The organism is Serratia microhaemolytica, from assembly GCF_004011885.1.
Lineage (GTDB): Bacteria > Pseudomonadota > Gammaproteobacteria > Enterobacterales > Enterobacteriaceae > Serratia_G > Serratia_G microhaemolytica.
On sequence record NZ_SBEF01000018.1, the window covers coordinates 1 to 20402 of the forward strand.

20 protein-coding genes are annotated in these 20402 nt (G+C 49.9%); 7 read left to right on the forward strand and 13 right to left on the reverse strand.

Going from position 1 to position 20402, the window contains the following annotated elements:
* The 6 genes from EOJ37_RS14665 to nagK form a co-directional block, all read left to right on the forward strand.
* The coding region (locus EOJ37_RS14665; protein WP_206194034.1) for a hypothetical protein at positions 1-213 on the forward strand (213 nt) is incomplete at its 5' end.
* A gap of 160 nt (positions 214-373) precedes the next feature.
* Positions 374-616 (forward strand): Ogr/Delta-like zinc finger protein, encoded by a 243-nt coding sequence (locus tag EOJ37_RS07665; protein ID WP_127959344.1) that lies wholly within the window; start codon positions 374-376, stop codon positions 614-616.
* A gap of 269 nt (positions 617-885) precedes the next feature.
* On the forward strand, positions 886-2088 hold the full coding sequence (gene lolC / locus EOJ37_RS07670; RefSeq protein WP_127959345.1) for a lipoprotein-releasing ABC transporter permease subunit LolC: 1203 nt from the start codon (positions 886-888) through the stop codon (positions 2086-2088).
* On the forward strand, positions 2081-2785 hold the full coding sequence (gene lolD, locus EOJ37_RS07675) for a lipoprotein-releasing ABC transporter ATP-binding protein LolD (RefSeq protein ID WP_127959346.1): 705 nt from the start codon (positions 2081-2083) through the stop codon (positions 2783-2785). The genes lolC and lolD overlap by 8 nt, the downstream gene beginning before the upstream one ends.
* The gene (lolE, locus tag EOJ37_RS07680) at positions 2785-4032 is read left to right on the forward strand and encodes a lipoprotein-releasing ABC transporter permease subunit LolE (RefSeq protein ID WP_127959347.1); all 1248 of its coding nucleotides are present in this window, start codon (positions 2785-2787) and stop codon (positions 4030-4032) included. The genes lolD and lolE overlap by 1 nt, the downstream gene beginning before the upstream one ends.
* Positions 4033-4123: 91 nt before the next feature.
* Positions 4124-5032 carry an N-acetylglucosamine kinase gene (gene nagK / locus EOJ37_RS07685; protein WP_127959348.1) on the forward strand — a complete coding sequence of 303 codons (909 nt, stop codon included), beginning with the start codon at positions 4124-4126 and terminating at the stop codon, positions 5030-5032.
* A gap of 119 nt (positions 5033-5151) precedes the next feature.
* On the opposite strand, the gene potD is transcribed toward nagK, so the two are convergent.
* The 10 genes from potD to kbaZ all read right to left on the reverse strand — a co-directional run bounded on the left by potD (position 5152) and on the right by kbaZ (position 16113).
* The gene (gene potD, locus EOJ37_RS07690) at positions 5152-6198 is read right to left on the reverse strand and encodes a spermidine/putrescine ABC transporter substrate-binding protein PotD (RefSeq protein ID WP_127959349.1); all 1047 of its coding nucleotides are present in this window, start codon (positions 6196-6198) and stop codon (positions 5152-5154) included.
* A 159-nt stretch (positions 6199-6357) separates the two neighbouring features.
* Positions 6358-8247: an enterotoxin gene (locus EOJ37_RS07695; protein ID WP_127959350.1), complete on the reverse strand. Its 1890-nt coding sequence runs from the start codon at positions 8245-8247 to the stop codon at positions 6358-6360.
* A 169-nt stretch (positions 8248-8416) separates the two neighbouring features.
* The gene (gene kbaY, locus EOJ37_RS07700; protein WP_127959351.1) at positions 8417-9277 is read right to left on the reverse strand and encodes a tagatose-bisphosphate aldolase subunit KbaY; all 861 of its coding nucleotides are present in this window, start codon (positions 9275-9277) and stop codon (positions 8417-8419) included.
* Positions 9278-9287: 10 nt separating this feature from the next.
* A complete protein-coding gene (locus EOJ37_RS07705; protein ID WP_127959352.1) occupies positions 9288-10442 on the reverse strand; it encodes an SIS domain-containing protein in 1155 nt (384 codons plus the stop codon).
* Positions 10443-10869: 427 nt separating this feature from the next.
* A complete protein-coding gene (gene nagA / locus EOJ37_RS07710) occupies positions 10870-11997 on the reverse strand; it encodes an N-acetylglucosamine-6-phosphate deacetylase (protein ID WP_127959353.1) in 1128 nt (375 codons plus the stop codon).
* Positions 11998-11999: 2 nt separating this feature from the next.
* On the reverse strand, positions 12000-12434 hold the full coding sequence (gene agaF / locus EOJ37_RS07715) for a PTS galactosamine/N-acetylgalactosamine transporter subunit IIA (RefSeq protein ID WP_127959354.1): 435 nt from the start codon (positions 12432-12434) through the stop codon (positions 12000-12002).
* A gap of 188 nt (positions 12435-12622) precedes the next feature.
* Entirely contained in the window at positions 12623-13498 is an 876-nt protein-coding gene (agaE, locus tag EOJ37_RS07720; protein WP_127959355.1) for a PTS N-acetylgalactosamine transporter subunit IID, read from the reverse strand.
* A complete protein-coding gene (agaW, locus tag EOJ37_RS07725; protein ID WP_127959356.1) occupies positions 13488-14270 on the reverse strand; it encodes a PTS N-acetylgalactosamine transporter subunit IIC in 783 nt (260 codons plus the stop codon). Before agaW ends, agaE begins: the two co-directional genes overlap by 11 nt.
* A 10-nt stretch (positions 14271-14280) precedes the next feature.
* Positions 14281-14754 carry a PTS N-acetylgalactosamine transporter subunit IIB gene (gene agaV, locus EOJ37_RS07730; RefSeq protein ID WP_127959357.1) on the reverse strand — a complete coding sequence of 158 codons (474 nt, stop codon included), beginning with the start codon at positions 14752-14754 and terminating at the stop codon, positions 14281-14283.
* A 72-nt stretch (positions 14755-14826) separates the two neighbouring features.
* Positions 14827-16113, reverse strand: a complete 1287-nt coding sequence (kbaZ, locus tag EOJ37_RS07735; RefSeq protein WP_127959358.1) for a tagatose-bisphosphate aldolase subunit KbaZ — start codon at positions 16111-16113, stop codon at positions 14827-14829.
* Between the two features lie 261 nt (positions 16114-16374).
* Here kbaZ and EOJ37_RS07740 point away from each other — a divergent pair, with 261 nt between their 5' ends.
* Positions 16375-17199: a DeoR family transcriptional regulator gene (locus EOJ37_RS07740; RefSeq protein WP_420820627.1), complete on the forward strand. Its 825-nt coding sequence runs from the start codon at positions 16375-16377 to the stop codon at positions 17197-17199.
* Positions 17200-17360: 161 nt separating this feature from the next.
* Here the strand turns inward: EOJ37_RS07740 and potC are convergent, their stop codons facing one another.
* Genes potC through potA form a run of 3 tightly spaced genes read right to left on the reverse strand, consistent with a single transcriptional unit; the run spans position 17361 to position 20129 of the window.
* Complete coding sequence (gene potC / locus EOJ37_RS07745) at positions 17361-18182, reverse strand: spermidine/putrescine ABC transporter permease PotC (protein WP_127959359.1); 822 nt, start codon at positions 18180-18182, stop codon at positions 17361-17363.
* Complete coding sequence (gene potB, locus EOJ37_RS07750; RefSeq protein ID WP_127959360.1) at positions 18179-19039, reverse strand: spermidine/putrescine ABC transporter permease PotB; 861 nt, start codon at positions 19037-19039, stop codon at positions 18179-18181. The genes potC and potB overlap by 4 nt, the downstream gene beginning before the upstream one ends.
* Positions 19023-20129, reverse strand: a complete 1107-nt coding sequence (gene potA, locus EOJ37_RS07755; RefSeq protein ID WP_127959361.1) for a spermidine/putrescine ABC transporter ATP-binding protein PotA — start codon at positions 20127-20129, stop codon at positions 19023-19025. The genes potB and potA overlap by 17 nt, the downstream gene beginning before the upstream one ends.
* Positions 20130-20402: the final 273 nt, after the last annotated feature.

A 20402-nucleotide genomic window follows, 5' to 3' on the forward strand; every position in this document is an offset into this window, starting at 1 on the left:
ATCAAGATGCTGCTGTTTTTGCTGTTTGGTGTATGGCATGGTTTATTCTCAAGCAGAGGATGTGATGGCGAGAATAATGAAAGGCTTTATTCGCTGCGGCAAGGTGAGGCTACCGGACGCTTACAATTAATAAGAGATAGTGCTTATTGGAGAGGGCTCGCTAATCCTGTTCCTCTAAACAGAATTGAAACCAGAATAGCCTGGTTGTTGTAACATCTTCTGTAAGATGAAAATGGTTTTTTATTTTCCCTTTCATCATATGGCATGAAAGGGAAAATATTAATTTTCTAAATTTTTGTTATTTGACGCTGACAAATTAATTTATTATTTGCTATAATACCGCCGATATCAACTACCAAGAAGGAGGTTGCGTATGGCAATGCGCTGTCCTCGTTGCCGGGCTACGGCAAAGACCCGTACCAGTGTAGAGTTAAGCGTGCTGGTACGTCGCAGTTATCATCAGTGTCAAAACATGTTGTGCGGCTACTGTTTCACCAGCATGACAGAGATTGACGGAGCATTAAACCAGACCCAACCTGTTGCTGGAGCGACGCTGCCACAAGAGCTGCTACCCCCCAGCCACCAGGGAGAGAGTGCGGAGAGCAACGCAGCGTAACACGGCAAAACGGTGGCGATGACCACAAGCGATAAGCCCCAATACGCAGCAATACGCACCCCAAATCAGCAAGAAAACCTTAACCTATTGATTTTTAAGTTTGGTGAATGGTTTTTAAAATCCCTTCTACTGAGTATTTCTCTCTAAGCTCTTTTCTCCACGACTGGCGTTAACAGAATAAAACGCTTTCGAAGGTTCCCTAAAGTTGGTCTAGCCTTTATCATCAGCGGTCAAATTGACCTTTACTCTGTTGCTAATAAGCGGATTTCATGTATCAACCTGTCGCATTGTTTATTGGCTTACGCTATTTGCGTGGGCGAGCCTCAGATCGCTTTGGGCGATTTGTCTCTTGGCTGTCGAGTATTGGTATTACGCTCGGGGTGATGGCGCTGGTGACGGTGCTATCGGTGATGAATGGTTTTGAAAAAAATCTGCAAGATAATATTTTACGCTTAATGCCGCAGGTGTTGTTGACGACGCCACAAGGTCCGCTGGATCCCGAACATTTGCCGAAACAGTTGGCACAATCATTACCGGGTGTCAGCGAAGTGGTGCCACTCACAACGGCAGAGGTGGTGCTGCAAAGTGCGCGTAGCGTTGCCGTTGCGGTGATGCTGGGTGTTGATCCACAACAGAAAGAACCGCTGGCTGCACATTTGGTCAATGTGACACAGCAACAGTTACAGCCGAGTGAATATAACGTGATCCTGGGTGAGCAACTGGCTGAACAGTTAGCGCTAAAGGTGGGGGATCAATTGCGGCTGATGGTGCCTAGCGCCAGTCAATTTACCCCGATGGGGCGTATTCCTAGTCAACGTTTGTTTACCGTGATTGGGACTTTCCGCGCTAACAGCGAAGTCGATAGCTATCAGTTATTGGTTAATCAACAAGATGCTTCACGTCTGCTACGTTATCCAACCGGACAAATCACCGGCTGGCGGCTGTTTTTACAGCAGCCGTTGGCGGTCGATACGCTTAGCCAGCAACCGTTGCCATCTGGGTTGATCTGGAACGATTGGCGTGAGCGTAAAGGCGAGTTGTTCCAAGCAGTACGGATGGAGAAAAATATGATGGTGCTGCTGTTAGGGCTAATTGTGGCGGTGGCAGCATTTAATATCATCACTTCTTTGGGGTTGCTGGTGATGGAGAAGCAGGGTGAAGTGGCTATTTTGCAAACTCAAGGGTTAACTCGCGCACAGATTATGCTGCTGTTTATGGTGCAAGGTGCCAGTGCCGGTATTATCGGTGCTCTGCTCGGCGCGTTATTCGGTGTGCTGTTAGCGAGCCATCTTGATAGTCTAATGCCGCTGATTGGTATTTTGACTGATGGAGTAGAGCTGCCTGTGGTGATTGAAGCCTCACAGGTTACGCTGATCGTGCTTTCTGCCATTGTCCTCTCTTTATTATCAACTCTTTACCCTTCATGGCGCGCTGCCGCCGTACAACCTGCGGAGGCTTTACGCTATGAGTAACACGCAATTATTGCACTGTAACCAATTGAGCAAAAGTTATCAGGAGGGGAGTTTTACTACGCCCGTGTTGCATCAAGTCAGCTTTGCGATGCAAACGGGTGAGTTAATGGCGATTGTCGGTAGTTCCGGTTCAGGCAAAAGTACGTTGCTGCATCTGCTGGGGGGGTTGGACCAACCTACATCGGGTGAAGTGATCTACAAAGGGCAGTCATTAAGTGCGCTCTCGGCGGTTGCCAAGGCTGAGTTGCGCAATCGTCAGCTCGGTTTTATTTATCAATTTCATCATTTGTTGGCTGATTTTAGTGCGTTGGAGAATGTCGCCATGCCGTTGCTGATTGGCGGGGCTAACCGCCGAGAGGCAGAACAGCGGGCTCAGCAGATGTTGGCGGCGGTCGGGTTGGCGAAACGGAGTCGGCATCGTCCGGCTGAACTCTCCGGTGGTGAGCGCCAGCGGGTCGCTATTGCACGAGCACTGGTCAATAATCCCGCCTTGGTGCTGGCGGATGAACCGACCGGTAATTTGGATAAACGTACTGCTGATGCCATTTTTGATCTGCTGCTGGAGCTGAACCAGCGTCAAGGTACGGCATTTTTGGTCGTCACCCATGATTTGCAGTTAGCAAAGCGGCTCGATCGTCAGTTAGAGATGGTTGATGGCAAGTTACAGCCGCAATCGATACTGATGGGGGAGGCGTGATGCATCTGTTGCCCTTTTCTCTGCGCGTAGCGCTGCGCTTTAGTCGTGGTCGACGGCGTGGCGGCATGGTGTCGCTGATCTCTCTGCTCTCGACACTGGGCATTGCACTGGGTGTAGCGGTGTTGATCATTGGCCTGAGTGCAATGAATGGGTTTGAACGTGAGCTGCACAATCGTATTTTGGCGGTATTGCCGCATGGCGAGATTGAACCTGCTAATCCCCCGTTTTCTGATTGGCCTGAGATCTTGACACGGGTTGAACAAGTGCCCGGCATTTTGGCTGCAGCGCCTTATATCAATTTCACCGGTCTGCTGGAGAGTGGTACCCAGTTGCGCGCGGTGCAGGTAAAAGGTGTAGATCCGGCTAGCGAGAGCCGCATTAGCGCATTACCGCAATTTGTGCAGGCGGATGCCTGGGCTAATTTTCGTGCTGGCGAGCAGCAGGTGATCCTTGGGCAAGGTGTGGCACAGGCGTTAGCGGTCAAGCCTGGTAGCTATATTACTGTGATGATCCCAAACAGTGATCCAGAGATGAAGTTGTTGCAGCCTAAGCGTATCCGGCTAAAAGTAGCGGGGATTTTGCAGTTGGGTGGTCAAATTGATCACAGTTTAGCGTTGGTGCCGCTCAGTGATGCACAACATTATCTGGAGATGGGGCAAGATGTCAGCGGTATCGCGATTAAGGTTGACCAAGTGTTTGCTGCCAATAAGTTGGTTCGAGAGGCAGGCTTGGCGACCAATACTTATGTTTATGTCAAAAGCTGGATCGGCAGTTATGGTTACATGTATCGCGATATTCAGATGATCCGCGCGATTATGTATTTGGCGATGATATTGGTTATCGGTGTTGCCTGCTTCAATATTGTGTCAACACTGGTGATGGCGGTGAAGGATAAGAGTGGCGATATTGCGGTGTTGCGTACGTTGGGGGCGAAAGATCGTTTTATCCGTGCCATTTTTATCTGGTATGGGCTGTTAGCGGGCTTGGTCGGCAGTTTGAGTGGGGTGGTGCTTGGTAGCCTTGCTGCGTGGCAATTGACGGCGATTATCAAGAAAATAGAGCAGTGGGTTGGCCATGCCTTCCTCTCTGGTGATGTCTACTTTATCGATTTTTTACCTTCTGAATTACATGGGCTTGATGTGCTGATTGTATTGGCAACTGCAATTGTATTAAGCCTGTTGGCGAGCTGGTATCCGGCTAGGCGTGCCAGTCGGCTTGAGCCAGCACGGATTTTGAGCGGACAGTAGCGCTACTTCGCCATTGGCTGCTGCTGGCAGGGTGGCGAAAAAGTGCGATTGAGGTTTAGAGTGCAGTTCGCGTAGCAAAATAGAGGAAACGATGTATTACGGTTTTGATATCGGCGGTAGCAAAATTGAGTTGGCTGTTTTTGATGCTGATTTGCTGCCCGTCTGGCAGAAACGGGTGCCGACGCCACGTGATAATTATCAAGAATTACTCAATGTGTTACAGCAGTTGACTCAGCAGGCGGATCACTTCTGTGGTTCGCCCGGTAAAGTGGGTATTGGCATTCCTGGTGTGCAGAATGATGATGGTACGCTGTTCACTGTCAATGTGCCGGCGGCGATCGGGCAACCTCTGCCGGCGGATCTCAGTGCTCGGATTGAACGCGAAGTGCGCGTCAATAATGATGCCAACTGCTTTACCCTTTCCGAAGCGTGGGATGAGCGCTGTCGTCACTATCCAACAGTACTTGGCATTATTCTGGGAACCGGCATGGGCGGTGGGCTGGTGGTGAATGGCCAAATTGTCTCTGGGCGTAATCAGTGTACCGGCGAGTTGGGGCATCTACGCCTACCGGTCGATGCGCTTGACGTGTTGGGGTGCGATATTCCGCGAGTGCGTTGTGGTTGTGGTCAGTCGGGCTGTATCGAGAACTATATTTCTGGCCGTGGTTTTGAGTGGATGTATGCCCACTTCTATCAACAACCCTTGTCGGCACCGGCGATTATTGCCAATTACTATGCCGGTGAGCAGCAGGCGCTAGCACATGTTGACCGTTTTATGGCGATACTGGCGATCTGTCTGGCGAATCTGTTGACGATTATCGATCCGCATCTGTTGGTGATTGGCGGTGGCTTATCTAATTTTGCCGAGCTTTACCGCCAACTGCCGCAACGCTTGCCAGCGCATCTGTTACCGGTGGCGAAACTACCAGAAATTATGGCGGCGCGTTATGGCGATGCTGGTGGGGCTAGGGGGGCGGCGCTGCTTAACTACACGGTTTGAACAGCCCAGTTTGATCGCCAGTGCTCGGTTGTCATCGGTGGTGAATGGTTAGTGCTGAGCATCAGTGGCTGCTCCCGTTTTTGCTTTGAGTTCGGCCAGTAGCGAGAGCAGCAGGTTGTTCAACGGCGCGCTTTTAATTGTTGAAAATAGCTTTCATACAGTGTGCTGCTGTCACCGACATCATTTTGCCATTCTCCACGCTCAAGCACCTGTTGATCAGGGTAGAGCGATTTATCATTAGCGATTGCTGGCGGCAACGCATTTTTTGCCGTCAGGTTAGGTGTCGGGTAACCGATGGTGCTGGCAACCTGTAGTGCAATTTCAGGGCGCAGCAAGAAGTCGATCATTTGCAAAGCAGCGTCAACATTTTTTGCATTGGCTGGGATTGCCAGGCTATCCATCCAGAAAATACCGCCCTCTTTTGGCCAGATGATCTCGATCGGGGCACCTGCTTGTCGTGCCATATAAGCGGAGCCATTCCAGATCATCCCAAGATCCACTTCCCCTTCCATGTAGGGGTTAGCAGGATTATCGGAGTTAAATGCCAGCACATTAGGCATTAATTTTTTCAGTTCATGATAGGCGGCTTCGATCTCTTCAGGGTTAGTGCTATTGGCAGAGTAACCCAGTTTGCGTAGCGCAATCTGAAACACCTCTCGGGCATCATCGGTCAATAGCAGGCTGTCACGATATTGTGGCCGCCAGAGATCGGCCCAAGCGCTGACGGTTTTAGGGTCGATTGCTTCACGGTTGATGCCAATTGTCGTCGCTCCCCAGATATAGGGGATCGAGTAGTCATTGTTTGGATCAAACGGTTTGTTGAGCAGGTTGGGATCGAGGTGGTGAAAATTACTCAGTTTGCGCTTGTCGATCGGTTGTAACATCCCTTCGTTACGCATTTTGGCAATAAAGTAGGTTGACGGCACCACCAGGTCGTAGCCACTTTTTTTATAGGTCTTTAGCTTGGCATACAGGCTTTCATTCGACTCATAGGTGGAGTAGATCACCTTGATACCGGTCTCTTTGGTGAACTGCTCTAGCAGCCCGGAAGGGACATATTCGGTCCAGTTGTAGAAGTAGAGTGTTTTGTTATCACTCTCGGCATGAGCAGAGTGCAGCGTGAGTGCCATCACGCTGGCTGCGATCAGATGTGACCACGTTTTCATGTAGTGCATCCTTTAGCAATAGTGGATTAAACGAGTGGTTGTCGATGTCAATCTCCCACCAGATAAGCTGAATTGGCGTGTGTGACTTGGCAGGGAGTTGGCGCGCGATTATAGCGCCAACTCGATGTTATTGCAGTGCTGGATTTAACCTCTGTCCCATTAGGGTTGCGGGATCGCTTCGATGACTAACATCTCCAGTGGTTTAAGTTGAATAACAACCGGTGATAGGTAGTCATACGGCAGTGTGCGGTTGTCGCCATAGACAGTTTTGAGGGCAAATTCCGTTGTTTCTCCTGGTGGTATTTCAAAACTTTTCTTCAGATCCAGATAGTAAGCCTGAGGTTGATCGGCAGGGTTACGTAGCGCGATGATGGCTTTTTCCTTGCTCCAGGAGGCGAAACCGTAGGGTTCTAACCGTGTGGGGTTACCACCTATCCAGTGAGTATCCACCAGCACTTGGCTGTTGGCTCGTGCCCATTTCGCCGCCTCGGCCAGTACATCCCACTTGTGCGGATTGAGCAGTGACGGGGTGATGTAAAGTTCTTGCAGTTGGGTGCCGGTGGCGAAGTAGCTCCATACTTGGTCAGCGAAATCGCTGTCTGTCTGTACTTTCTCCAGGCCAAAATAGGCATTCTCTGCACTGACAATGCCATGATACATCAATGAATTGAGTGGAAAGAGTGGGCCATTACGGACAATCGAGCGGTAAGTTTCTGCATCGCGGTAGGTGATCCACTGTTGTACCACAGAGCCTTTACCATAGAGGTTGATATCATCGCCCTGACGCCAGATAGAGTCAGCATAGAACAGCCAAGATGGGCTGGCGTTGGTGCCAGTAGTCAGGTTGATAAACAGATCGTTGTTAGCCGCGCGCATATTTTTGATCAACTCAATCGAGGCATCAAAGTCAGATGCGAACGGGCTGCCATCCAAATGGGTATTTGCATTACCCATGCCATCGAGTTTGAATGAGGTAATGTGTTGTTCAGTAATCAGCTTGTTGATCTGACGGTTAAAGTTCTCGAAATAATTTCGACCTGAGAGGGCAAATTTACCGTCGACAGTTTCAAAGTTGTTGCTTGCCGCGTGAGAAACCCGAATATCACGCGGTTTGTTATAGCCGCCCCACGGCGATAACCATAAACCGACTGAAGTGTTGAATTGGTCAGCGCGCTGTTTAATTACCCCAAAGCCATTATTGAATGCTGGGCCAAATAGCCATTTGCCAGTGAGGTCATCCCAGCCATCATCGAGCAGGAAACCATCCAGTTTTACCCCCCGTTTGCTGATCAACGCCTCGGCGTAGCTATTGATGCGGTTTAAGACGTCGCCCTCACTGTATGGGGTAAAGAAACCGATATCCATCCAACTGTTATAGTGCAGGTAGGGTTGGTAGGGGCGAGGGCGTATTGCTTCAATGAATTGGTTGACGCTACGGCGTAGTTGGCTTGGCTCACTAAAGGTTCCAAAGTAGACCGTGTAGTTATTGGCAGCAGTGGGTGTCAGTGGCGTTTTCAGGTCAACGTTCAGGTTGGTGCTGGTTTCGTAGGCATAGGTATTGACGATCGGCTTGCGTGGCAGCATAAAAAAGCTATCGGCAATAATCGGTGAACTGCTGATCACCCCCTCAACGTAGGGGGCTTGTGCTTGCCCTTTGGTCGGAAACAAGGTGATTTTTGCTACATCACGCGCTTTTCCTATTGCTTCGAAGGTGTAGTCGACACTGGCGTATTTGCCTGCGAGTGCGTTGAGTACAACCTGAACACGGTAGTCTGGATGCAGATAGTCAATCTCGATAGCGTTATCATGTTGGTGGACATTTTTTATCTGGAAATCACGGGCGTGGATCACCTGTTCATTAGGTAAGGTAAGAAAGAATAACTCTTTGGGGACGATTTTTTGTTTTGAAAGCTTATTTTCCACTGTCACACTGCCACTCTGATCATCAAATGAGAGGGCGATATTGTCGTTACTCAATGGGTGCTGTGTCGCAAGAACACTGCTGCTGATGCTCAGAATTAACCAAGTACTTTTGATCACTGTTTTCATAACGAGAGTCCTTTTTTTTGACTATCGACTGATATACCCAAGTTCCTTGGCGTTGCAGTGAGTTCCCTGCATCGTGCAGGATGACGGGTATAGGTCGTTGAAGTGGCATTACCCAGATTGCCAGGATAATGCCGTAGTAACATAAGACAAGTGATTGCATAACGCGCAACTAGGGAACCAGTTTTCCGTCGGAACCACAAACGGTAATTTTGTCGCTAACGACCTGTTTCATGGCATCCATACCGGCACGCAGATAGTAACGTGGGTCATTGCCTTCTGGATTGTCGCTGAACCACTTTTTCACCGCAGCCGCGAACGCGATTTTCAGCTCGGTGGCGATATTAACCTTACAGACGCCAAGTTCGATTGTGCGGCGTACTAAGTCATCAGGTACATCGCTGGCGCCATGCAATACCAGTGGGATTGAGACCAGTTCGCGGATTTTTGCCAGCCGTTTGAAGTCGATATTTGGCCCGTTGGTATAGAGCCCGTGTGCAGTACCAATCGCCACAGCCAGGCTGTCGACTCCGGTTAAGGTGGCAAAACGGCGTGCTTGTTGAGGATCTGTTAACAATGAGTGCTCGTCATCCACCTCGACATCATCTTCAACACCACCAAGACGGCCTAATTCGGCTTCGACACTGCAATCGTGACGGTGACAAAAGTCGACCACCGACTGCACCAATTTAACGTTATCGTCAAATTCCAAGTGACTGCCATCAATCATTGCGCTACGCCCACCACTGAGTACTTTTGTGCGGATATCCGCGAGTGATTCATGATGATCAAGATGCAGTGCCAGTGGTATTTGGTAGTGCTGTGAATAGGACTCGCAGAGTGCATAAATCTGGTTAAAGCCGATATGCCGGAAAGTGCTCGGTGTACCCGCTAGGATCACCGGTGATTGCATCTCTTGGCAGACTTCCAGGATCGCCTGAATCGTCTCTGCATTATGGATATTAAAGGCGGGTACCGCATAGCCGCGCGCCTGCGCATCTGCTAACAGATATTTGGTGGAAATAATGCACATGGTGAGCCTCTTAGCCTTTCCAGGGGTGAATAACGACGCCTTGTACCACACGGTTAACGCTACCGTTAGCACAGGGAGTGTCTGGGGTGATGCCTGCTTTCAGCGATGAGTTGAGGGCGAAGATCTGGGCATAGATTAAAAAACAGAATGCTTGTTCAATATCGATAAAATCACGTGCAATCGGCATCAGAATGTGCGGACCCGCTTCAATTTCACTACTGGTGGTTGCGGCAATCGCCACCACACGCATTGCCAACTGATCACGACGCAGTTCAGCCAGTAGGTCGAGATCATATTGGCGGGTATAGGGATGGCTGGAGACCATCACCACCACCAAGGTTTCATCATCAACCAGCGATTTGGGGCCATGGCGAAAACCGGTAGGTGAGTCATAAAATGCCGCCAGTTTACCAGCAGTTAGCTCTAGCACTTTCAATGCTGATTCACGAGCAATCCCTTGTAAGCCACCACTGCCAAGGTAGACCACGCGTTTAAATGGCAGATCACCAAATACGATCTGATTAAAATCACCTTGCGAAGCAATGATCTGCGCACAGCGCGTCGCGACATCTTCAAAGCGTTTACTGTTAATCACATCAGCGGCAAAGATCGCCAGGCAACTTGCCATCATGGTCGAAATACTACTGGTCATGGCAAAGGCACGATCATGGGTCTCAGCGGGCATTAACAGTGCCAGTGAGTGGTTATGTTGTTTAGCATTTTGATACAGGCTGCCACTCTCATTGCAGGTGATCACCAAGTGGTAACACTGGTTGACAATCTGGTTTGCCAGATCAACGGCCGCGACGCTTTCTGGGCTGTTACCTGAACGGGCGAAAGAGACTAGGAGGGTCGGTTGTTCTGGGTAGAGATAGTCGACAGGGTTGGTCACGAGGTCAGTGGTGGGGACAACAACAAAATTTTTCCCGGTATGGCTGGCCAGCCAGGGGGCAATAATTTCACCAATGAATGCCGATGTACCTGCTCCAGTGAGCACAATTCGAAGATTAGCGTGTTGTAGCAGTGGTGTTAGGAAGGCATCGATAGCACTGCGGTGGCTTTCAATATTCTTTAGCGATTTTAGCCAGCAAGCAGGTTGTTGGCGGATCTCTTTTTCAGTCCAAGTCAGTGGGCTGGTGGCGGTAGCAATGTGAGGTTTGCTCATAACAGGATCCTTAGCAGTACATATTTGATGGGTACACAAGGAAGCAGTCTCTTTCGTTTTCTTTCGAATGATTGAGTTTGCGCTTGATTGAAAATCTACTTAAAAGAAAATGAAAGGTCAAGTGGTACAGTGAAAATAAAGTAAAAATATCTGTGTATAATGGTTTTATTTTGTTTTTTATAATTAATCAATTAATTACATGAGTTTTCTTGCCTGTTTGATTTTTGTTGTGAAAAGGAAAAGAAAGATGCTGTTGGCGATGTGATAGCCGTGTGTGGGCAGCGCGTTAAATAAGCAACCTCACTTGGCTGCGCTGTTGACATAACAGCGCTAACCTAGGTTTTGGTTGCTAACAGTGCACCAGATCACGGTTATGTTGATGTGAGGCGGTGTTGCCAGAAGGGGTTGGCTGCTGCCGATGATCACGCTATAAGTCGGTAGCGACACCGTTAATCCAACTGTTCTGTAGCCTCAGTTGCTGATCTAAGGCAATCACACTGGCTAACTTACCGGGTGCAATTGAGCCGAGAGTCTGTGCCATCCCCAGTAATTTGGCTGGGTGTAGTGATGCCATTCGGATCGCCTGCTCAGCGGGGATGCCGACCTGATTGACCAGGTTACGCACTGCTGCATCCAGCGCCAGCGTGCTGCCTGCTAAGCCACCACTCTCTGTGCGTACTACACCATGTTGTAACTGCACCGGATAACCACAAATTTCATATTGCCCATCGGGCATACCGGCGGCACGCATGGCATCAGTCACCAATAATGTGCGTGTAGCAGCGCACTGGCAGCAAATATGCATCACTGCCGGATGCAGGTGATGACCATCCGCGATGATCTCCAACCAGGCACGTGTATCACTTAACCCGGCACCGACCATACCGGGATTACGATGATGTAAACCGGTCATGCCGTTGAAGCAGTGCACCAGTCCATCGGCTCCGGCATCAAATGCCGCGATGGTCTGCTCATAACTGGCGGCGCTGTGCCCGAGCATCACCCGAATACCTTGCTGTTTCAGGTAACGGATTGCCGCTAGTGCATTTGGTTTTTCCGGTGCTAATGCCACCATACGCAGTGTGTTCTGTGATATGGCGATTAATTGCGCCAGCTCGGCAACATCCAGTTCACGAAACAGTTCCGGTGGATGTGCGCCCTTGTTCTGTGGGGTAAAGTAGGGGCCTTCCAGATAGCTGCCTAGCACCACAGCACCAGCCGTAGGGTGGTGGTAATGGTTGGCAATCCGCGTTAGCGCTGCGTTGATCTCGGGCAACGGCGCGGTAACAGTGGTGGGCAGCCAATAAGCCACCCCTTCGCGCGCTTTGTGCAATGCCAGTGTTGCGAGTGCGCCAGGATCTTCATCCATCACATCCACGCCACTACCGCCGTGGACATGAACATCAATGTAGGCGGGGCACAGCAATTCGGCATCGCGTGCGGTAACACCGCTGGCAATCGGTTCAATGGCTACAATCCGGTTGCCTTCGATACGCAGTTGATGATCATCTAACCATCCGTGTTCGGTTAATAGCCGTCTGGCACGCAGTAGCACGGTTAGATCCCCTCTTCGACAGCACTGTTACTGCGTTGTCGGTTCATCTCATCGGCCAGGCTGGTTAAGCCACGGTGACCACACTCCAGTGCCATCAGGCGAAACTGCTCGCTGCTCAGGCCGTCGCGCTCAAGTGCCATCTCCAGCAACAGTTGCAGATTGACTCCAGCCAGCACTTCTCGCCCTGGCTTTTGCAACGCCAGGGTTGCAGCAACCCGGAACGGGGTGCCACCGAGCAGGTCGGTCAAAAAGATCAGCCCTTGGCTCTCATCAAGGCTGTCAATGGCTTGTTCAAACTGGTGCTGTAACTGGGCGGTGGTGGATTCCGCCGGAAAATCGATGGCGACAATTTGTGGCTGTTCGCCAAGGATTTGCAGCATTGCTTGTTCCAGTCCACTGGCAAAACGCCCATGACCACTCAAAATGATACTTAACATAAGTACGCTTCTTATCTCGTTGTAATGACGGTAGTAACCGGTTAGTTGAATCAGAGCCCAGACCATGAGGACGACTTTAATTGCCATGGTGCCGACGGGCTGGAAAAGGCTCTAACTCTCTGTCTAAACGGTGATTGTTGTTGTCGCTCGCTGTTGCTATTAATCAGTATCTGCTAGGCAATAGTTGACTATAGGAAATGGGCGAACTTGCCCACAATCGCCAGCAGTACGGTGATACAGATCAAGCGCAATGGGCTCCAGCCTCGGCGCACCAGGGCGTACATGCCTAAGGTGTAGAGCAGTGGTAAAAATGCTGGCATCAGTTTGTCTATCACGTCAGCTTGCAGTTTCACTACGGCATCACCGGCAGTGATTTCCAATGTGGTGCTAAGACGCACATAAGTAGCGACCAGAGCGCCAATCACTGTCATACCCACAATCGAGGCAGCGTGGCCAACTTTACGTGTATTGGCTTTAATCAGAGGGATAGCAGCCACTCCTTTGCGGTAAGCGTAGTGAGCTAGGCCGAAACGTAATCCGAAATGCACCAAGTTAAACAGCAGCAGAAATACCACTGCACCAAGGATGGAGCCTTGCAACGCTAGGCTGGCACCAATCCCGCCACAGATGGGTAGTAGTGTTAGCCAGAACATGGCGTCACCGATACCACCCAGCGGAGCACCGACCGCAATTTTGGTGCTTTGAATGCTGTTGACATCTTGCTTGGAACGTTCCATCGCCAAGATGATGCCAATAACAAAGGTCACCAAGAAAGGATGGGTGTTGAAGAAGCCCATATGGCCTTTCATTGAACGTGCTAAATCACGCGAATTGGTGTGGATTTTTTTTAGCCCTGGCAGCAAACCATATAACCATCCGCAAGCTTGCATACGCTCATAGTTAAATGAAGCCTGCAATAACATCGAGCGCCAGGCAATGCGGTTGATATCTTTGCGTGTCAGTTCGGCACCAATTGACTGATCTTCATAGACGTTGTCACTGTCAGTTAGCACGGATGGGGTTGCTGCCGTTTTTGGCGATGCTGTGTGGATGTCAGATGCCATCTTCAAATTCCTCTTTCTTTACGCTGGAGGTTTGCACAGGGGCGGGGTCTTTACGCATAAGTTCGATCAGCGCCATCGCTAGTGCGGCAGCGGCAATCGCTAAGACCGGTAACTTGAGCCAGGCTGCGCCAACAAAGCCAATGATGAAGTAGGGAATGTAGACATTTTTCATCATGATCTTCAGTAACACGGCAAAACCAATCGCGGGCATGATCCCACCCGCGACGCTTAGCCCTTCAATCAGACGCTGTGGTAATACCTCTATTGCTGTTTTGGCATGTTCAGCACCAAAGTAAATCGGCAGGAAAGCGCACAGGAAGTAGAAGCTACCGAGTACCAGCAGTGCCAAATAGTTGATCCGTTCGATACCGCGTGTGTCGGCGTTAGCGGCCATGCGATCCGCACGCGCCATAACGCCAGACATGATAGAAAATAGGAAGGTGATCCCCATCTGTACCGCGACGGCAAACGGTACCGCAACACCGACTGCGACGGTCGGAGCAACGCCGGTACTGATAGCAAATGTAGTGCCGACAATGGTGCCGATGATCACGTTGGGAGGCTGTGCGCCAGCCAGTGGTGCTAATCCCATCCAGACCAGCTCCAGTGTCCCGCCGGTTAAGATACCGGTTTGCAGATCCCCGAGGATCAAGCCAACCAGTGGGCCTAGTACCACTGGCCGGTGCATATGGGTCAGGCCATTGAACAGATCCAGCCCGGCAATAAATGCCAGCATGCCTAATGCAATTGCCTGTAATAAGCTAATTTCCATAACAGATACCTCAAAGGAGTTTGTAAAGATCCTGGGCAGGTTCAGTCGGGACACCTTGTACGAAACACTCTACCGCTGCGGCTTTTAACCCTTGAAATGCAGTAATATCCTGCTGATCAACCGAGACGGTTTTTGCAATTTGTGTTTTGCCTTCGGCGTAGTGCATATTGCCGACATTGATACGTTTGATCGGCACGTTGCCCTGTACCAAGGTGAGAAAGTCTTGCGGGTTTTTGCATACCAGCAGAATTTTCTGGTGATCGGCAGCACGGTGAATGTTATCGATCACTTTCTGTAGTGGCCAAAAGCGGATGGCAATCCCTTCTGCCAGTACCATTTCCATCAGGTTTTGCTGAATGCTATCTTCAGCAACGGCATCATTGGCCACCAGTACCAGATTGGCACCAGCAAATCCTACCCATTGCACCCCTACTTGGCCGTGAACCAAGCGCTCATCAATACGGCTTAATACGATGTTTGGCATATTTTTCCCTTCTTCTTATCGTGGTAATACCAGGTTATGACGCTAAACCAAGGGTATTGCGTGTCACCCGGGTTACTGTGCTTCACCCAAGCAGGCAGCATGGTACTGGCGCAGCACGTCTTGAATGTGGTCGATCGTTAGCGCTAATGGTGTGGCTGCAATCACGCCTTCACGCACACGGGCATACTGTAGTGGCAGATATTGGCTGATCAGCGGCAGTGGGATCGCTTGATTGGCCAGATTGGTAAGCAGGCGTGCATAGGCTTGGTCGATCTGTTGTTCAGGCCAGTAGTAGCGCACCCGATCGGAGTAGCTGTAACTGCGTGCCAGTCGCTTGGCGCCATGCGTGCCGTGGTAGTGTTGCTGCCAGTATTGCGGTTGGTCGAGCATCACCATCTCCATCACCTCGCGTAGGCCGGAGCATTGGTGGGCAGGGCGTAGTTCCTGTTCAATCGCTGCCAGTGAGAATAGCGCTTCACGCAGTGCAAAGGTCAGTGCCGGGCCCACTTTTAAGATGGCAAAATGCTGTTCAACCAGTTGTTTCAGTGCTTGTGGGGTTTGGTAGTCGGTGGAGTGTGCTTCAAACAGCATAGTTTCTGAATTTTCGATCAATTGACTCAGTGCCAGTGACTTCTCTGGTTGAAAGTCAATTATTTGGGTGTGATCGAACTCAACGCCTGGCTGTACTACTAAGCCGATGATACGCGGCCAGATGGCGGCTAATCCGTGTTGTGTAAAGGCGTGATGGTGTGCTGTTAGTGTGGCGTTGGCCGCTTCAGGTGTTGTGACCGCCAGGCTCTCCAGTGTCTCATGCGCACCGCCCGGTACTGGTACTTCGGTGCCGATGACATACACTAAATCTGAATGACCAAATTCTGCTAGGCAGGTTTGTTCGGCGATGCTGGCTAGGCGTGCGGCGCGTTCAGCGACAATTGCATCAGTGAGCGGGATTGGGTCGTCAGCACAGGACATGCTGCAATCAAGGTGGATTTTTTTGAACCCTGCGGCCACATAGCTGCGGATCAGTTCATCAGCTTGCGCCATTGCTTCGGCAGCAGTCTGGTGCTGCCAGCGGTTTGGTCCAAGATGATCACCGCCTAAAATTAACTTTTCCTGAGGGAAATTTTGTTTTTCTGCCAACTGCCGGATGAAACTGTGGAAGTCGGCGGGTGTCATACCGGTGTAACCACCGTACTGATCGACTTGGTTAGAGGTAGCTTCAACTAGCAGTAGCGCTTGATTCTGCTTGGCGTGCTGCATGGCGGCTTCAAGGACGAGCGGATGTGCGGAACAGACAGCGAAAATGCCACAACGCTTGCCCTGTTTATGGTGAGCCACAAACTCGGTTAAATGTTTCACTTTCTTCCCCGTGTTGTTGTCGTGTTGTTGTATGGATGGTGCTGCTATCGATCTTGTAGCTTTCGATTTGTTTCTTTGATAGTGCTATATCGTAAATGCAAAGCAAAGAGAAAGGTAATGAAATTGAGATCTGTTTCACAAAAGAAGTGCAACGAAAGTTTTTAGTCATAGACGAATGAAAAGAAGCCAATTATGCTTGGCACTTGCTTTCCGTTTGGATAAGTGCGTTAATAAAAGAAACAAAATGAAACAAAGGGTGTTATGAAAGGGTTATCTGTGCGTCACAGCAATTCTGTACCTGAGAAACGTCTCATGGGTACTAGCGAGAGACGTGAGCATATTATTCAACGGCTGCGTCAGCAAGGAAGCGTTCAAGTTAATGATCTGTCAGATTTTTTTGGTGTATCAACCGTTACTATCCGTAATGATCTGGCTTTTTTGGAGAAGCAGGGAATTGCGTTGCGCGCCTATGGCGGTGCGCTGGTGTGCGCACCTGTTAACTCGGTTAGTGAACCTTCGGTAGAAGATAAGAGCGCACTCAATACCAGTTTGAAGCGTAGCATTGCACGTTTGGCGGTTTCGCTGATTAAACCGGGGCATCGAGTGATCCTCGATTCAGGGACCACCACTTATGAGATTGCACGTTTGATGCGACAGCATCAGGGGGTGATTGTGATGACCAACGGTATCAATGTGGCAAATGCGCTGCTAGAAGCCGAGGGCGTGGAGTTGTTGATGACCGGTGGGCAGTTACGTCGTCAATCGCAATCTTTTTATGGTGATCAAGCCGATCAGTCATTGCTTAATTACCACTTTGATATGCTGTTTTTGGGTGTTGATGCAATAGATTTGGAGCGTGGCGTCAGTACGCATAACCAGGATGAAGCGCGTTTGAACCGCCGGATGTGTGAAGTGGCAGAGCGTATCATCGTCGTGACCGATTCAACTAAATTTAGCCGTTCCAGTCTGCACAAGATCATTGATACGCAGCGTATTGACATGGTGATCACTGACAGTGACATTGCTGCTGATAGTCTTGAAGGGTTACGCAAGCTGGGGATTGAGGTATTGCTGGTGAGCCATTAGCCATTAGCCATTAGCCATTAGCCATTAGCCATTAGCCATTAGCCATTAGCCATTAACTGCAACCTGCCCCGGTACTGTATCGCAGCACGGGAGCAGGCGGGGGGCTTGGCTGTTATTTGTCAAATTTGCTGTTATTTGTCAAATTTGTTAGTGCGATAGCGTTAACATCTATCAGTGTCATCGCGGCTGTGCTTCGTGGTGTTGAGGGGGGCACTGCGCCGCTCACGCAATAGCCACTGGCTGAGCAGTACCAATAGCAGTGAGAACAGTAACAAAATAGTGGCGAGGGCATTGACCTCTGGTGAGATGCCCACCTTCACCATTGAGTAGATTTTTAGCGGTAAGATCTCGTAGCTTGGGCTGGTGACAAACGAAGAGACAACAACGTCATCCATCGACAGTGTGAAGCTCAGTAGCCAACTGGCAGCAATCGCCGGCATGGCAAGCGGCAGAATAATTTTACGCAAAATCACTGCTTCTGACGCCCCCAAGTCCTTCGCCGCTTCCAGCATCTTGACATCAAACCCTTTCAGCCGTGAATAGACGGTGATCACCACAAATGGCAGGCAGAAGGTGATGTGTGAAAACAGCAGTGACCAGAAACCAAGTGAAATACCAAGCAGCATAAACAGTACTAGCAGTGAGATTGCCATCACAATATCGGGTGACATCATTACCACAAACAGCATTCCGCCAACGAAGGGTTTGCCGCGAAATGGATAACGATAGAGCGCTACAGCAGCAAGCGAGCCAAGCAGTGTGGCACAACTGGCAGTCAATAACGCCATGATCAGTGAGTGCCCAGCAGCCTGTAGTAGGCTGTCGTTGTTGAGTAGCGAGTGGTACCACTGGGTGGTAAATCCCTGCCAGTTGATAGCAAAACGTGAGCTGTTAAACGAGTTGATGATTAATAGCATGATCGGTAAGTAGAGATAGGCATAGATCAGCGCCATCAATCCGGTACGCAGTAGACGGTTGATCATCCCAGTTCCCCACCACTGTTTAATAATTTTGCGCTGCGATAGTAGATCCAGAGCAATACTCCCATCAGCAGTGTGAGTGTAATGCTGGTAGCAGCACCAAACGGCCAGTCACGTTGATTGAGAAACTGGCTTTTGATGACATTGCCGATCAATAGGTTTTTTGCACCACCCATTAAATCGGCAACGTAGAACATGCCCATTGCGGGTAACAACACCAGGAGACAACCTGCGATAATGCCGGGCATGGTGAGCGGGACGACGATGCGAATGAATGTTTGTCGTTTGTTGGCACCAAGATCACGTGCGGCTTCAATATAGGAGCGATCCAGTTTCTCTAGGCTGGCATAGATTGGCAGGATCATAAATGGCAGCAGGATATAGACTAGCCCGAGGATCACTGCGACCGGTGTGTACATGATGCGCAGAGGCGTTTCAATCAGACCGCTCCAGAGCAGGAAGTCGTTCAGATAGCCACGGGTGCTGAGGAACAGTTTGAGGCCATAGATGCGGATCAGTGAGTTAGTCCAAAATGGCACAATCAGTAAAAACAGCAGCAGTGGTCGTATCTTTTGTGGCAGTTGCACTAAGGTGAATGCAAACAGGTAGCCGGGGATCAGGCAGCAGATGGTAGCAATCAGTGCCATGTTGAGTGAGTGCAGCATCACTTGGGCGTAGAGTGGATCGAACAGCCGAGTGTAGTTGTCGAGTGTGAAAATCAGTTTAACCAGCTCGCTATCGTCACGGGTGAGAAAACTGGTGATGATGATCATCAGATTTGGCAAAAAAACGAATAGCACTAGCCAGGCAACGACAACGGTGATCACCAGATTCTGCAACAGATTAGCGGGTTTCTTCATCTTCCAGTACAACCTCCCAACTTGCTACCCATGTGATGGCCATTTTCTGATTGAGTGAGTGGTCAAAGTCGGGGTCGTCTTCATTGAAAAATTCACTGACCATCACCATTTTGCCATTTTCCAGTTCCAGCACTGATTCAAGTGTCATGCCTTTGTAGTTGCGTTCACGCACATAGCCAATCAACCCATCGATGGCTGCGCTGTCGTTGACCTCTTCAACTCGTAAATCTTCTGGTCGCAATAGCACTTTTAACCGTTGCCCAGTGACAACCGGCAGTGTGGCATACAGATCACACTCCCGTCCTTCTACTTGAGCGCGTACCCGTTGTGGATCAAGGCGTTTTAACACCGTAGCATCAAAAATATTTATCTCGCCGATAAAACTGGCGACGAACAGGTTTTTCGGTTCTTCGTAGATTTCACGCGGCGTGCCATCCTGTTCAATCTGGCCATCACGCATCACTACAATCCGGTCTGAAAGGGTGAGTGCCTCTTCCTGATCGTGGGTGACAAAGATAAAGGTGATGCCAAGTTTACGTTGCAGTGCTTTCAACTCGTTTTGCATCTGCTTGCGTAACTTGTAATCGAGTGCCGAGAGTGATTCATCCAGCAGTAGAATCTTCGGTTTATTCACCACGGCGCGTGCGATAGCGACACGCTGTTGCTGCCCCCCAGAAAGTTGATGTGGACGGCGTTGTGCGAAAGTTTCGAGCTGCACCATGCGCAGTACCTGTTCGACGCGTTGTGTCAGTTCGTCGCGTGCCGTTTTCTGCATCCGCAGACCAAAGGCAACATTATCGAAGAGGGTCATATGCGGAAACAGTGCATAGCTCTGGAACACGGTATTAACATGGCGATGTTCAGCAGCAAGCGCGGTGATGTCTTGCCCATCGAGAATAATTTTTCCGTGGTCGGTTTGCTCTAAACCAGCAATCAGGCGTAGCACGGTGGTTTTTCCGCAACCGGAAGGGCCAAGAATGGTAAGGAACTCACCATCCTTAACTTCAAGATTGAAATTACTGACAATTTCTTTATCGCCAAAGCGCTTGCTTATCGATTCTAGTTTTAGTAACGAGGATTTTTTAGTCATTTATGCCCTGATTACCTCCAGCACGAGCAGAGTGGGCGTGAGCGACTCACGCATTGAGCGATTTGATCAGAAACGACCAAACGAACATTTAATCTGCCATCGTTCGGCAGTCGCGTCATTTGGCGAGCAACAAAATTTTTAGCATCGGCATGATAGACGCAGCGGCAGACAATTGAAAGTCAAACCGTGGCTAGATTATTGCAGTTGTTCAGTGAACTGAAGCGGGTGGTTCGGCAGCAGTAATGGTTTAATTCATTAGCGCTATTTGAGTGG

Bases quoted from the DNA above. Each gene is read 5' to 3' on its own strand.
- EOJ37_RS07665 (WP_127959344.1), top strand. From the start codon at position 374: ATGGCAATGCGCTGTCCTCGTTGCCGGGCTACGGCAAAGACCCGTACC.
- lolC (WP_127959345.1), top strand. From the start codon at position 886: ATGTATCAACCTGTCGCATTGTTTATTGGCTTACGCTATTTGCGTGGG.
- lolD (WP_127959346.1), top strand. From the start codon at position 2,081: ATGAGTAACACGCAATTATTGCACTGTAACCAATTGAGCAAAAGTTAT.
- lolE (WP_127959347.1), top strand. From the start codon at position 2,785: ATGCATCTGTTGCCCTTTTCTCTGCGCGTAGCGCTGCGCTTTAGTCGT.
- nagK (WP_127959348.1), top strand. From the start codon at position 4,124: ATGTATTACGGTTTTGATATCGGCGGTAGCAAAATTGAGTTGGCTGTT.
- potD (WP_127959349.1), bottom strand. From the start codon at position 6,198: ATGAAAACGTGGTCACATCTGATCGCAGCCAGCGTGATGGCACTCACG.
- EOJ37_RS07695 (WP_127959350.1), bottom strand. From the start codon at position 8,247: ATGAAAACAGTGATCAAAAGTACTTGGTTAATTCTGAGCATCAGCAGC.
- kbaY (WP_127959351.1), bottom strand. From the start codon at position 9,277: ATGTGCATTATTTCCACCAAATATCTGTTAGCAGATGCGCAGGCGCGC.
- EOJ37_RS07705 (WP_127959352.1), bottom strand. From the start codon at position 10,442: ATGAGCAAACCTCACATTGCTACCGCCACCAGCCCACTGACTTGGACT.
- agaF (WP_127959354.1), bottom strand. From the start codon at position 12,434: ATGTTAAGTATCATTTTGAGTGGTCATGGGCGTTTTGCCAGTGGACTG.
- agaE (WP_127959355.1), bottom strand. From the start codon at position 13,498: ATGGCATCTGACATCCACACAGCATCGCCAAAAACGGCAGCAACCCCA.
- agaW (WP_127959356.1), bottom strand. From the start codon at position 14,270: ATGGAAATTAGCTTATTACAGGCAATTGCATTAGGCATGCTGGCATTT.
- agaV (WP_127959357.1), bottom strand. From the start codon at position 14,754: ATGCCAAACATCGTATTAAGCCGTATTGATGAGCGCTTGGTTCACGGC.
- EOJ37_RS07740 (WP_420820627.1), top strand. From the start codon at position 16,375: ATGAAAGGGTTATCTGTGCGTCACAGCAATTCTGTACCTGAGAAACGT.
- potC (WP_127959359.1), bottom strand. From the start codon at position 18,182: ATGATCAACCGTCTACTGCGTACCGGATTGATGGCGCTGATCTATGCC.
- potB (WP_127959360.1), bottom strand. From the start codon at position 19,039: ATGAAGAAACCCGCTAATCTGTTGCAGAATCTGGTGATCACCGTTGTC.
- potA (WP_127959361.1), bottom strand. From the start codon at position 20,129: ATGACTAAAAAATCCTCGTTACTAAAACTAGAATCGATAAGCAAGCGC.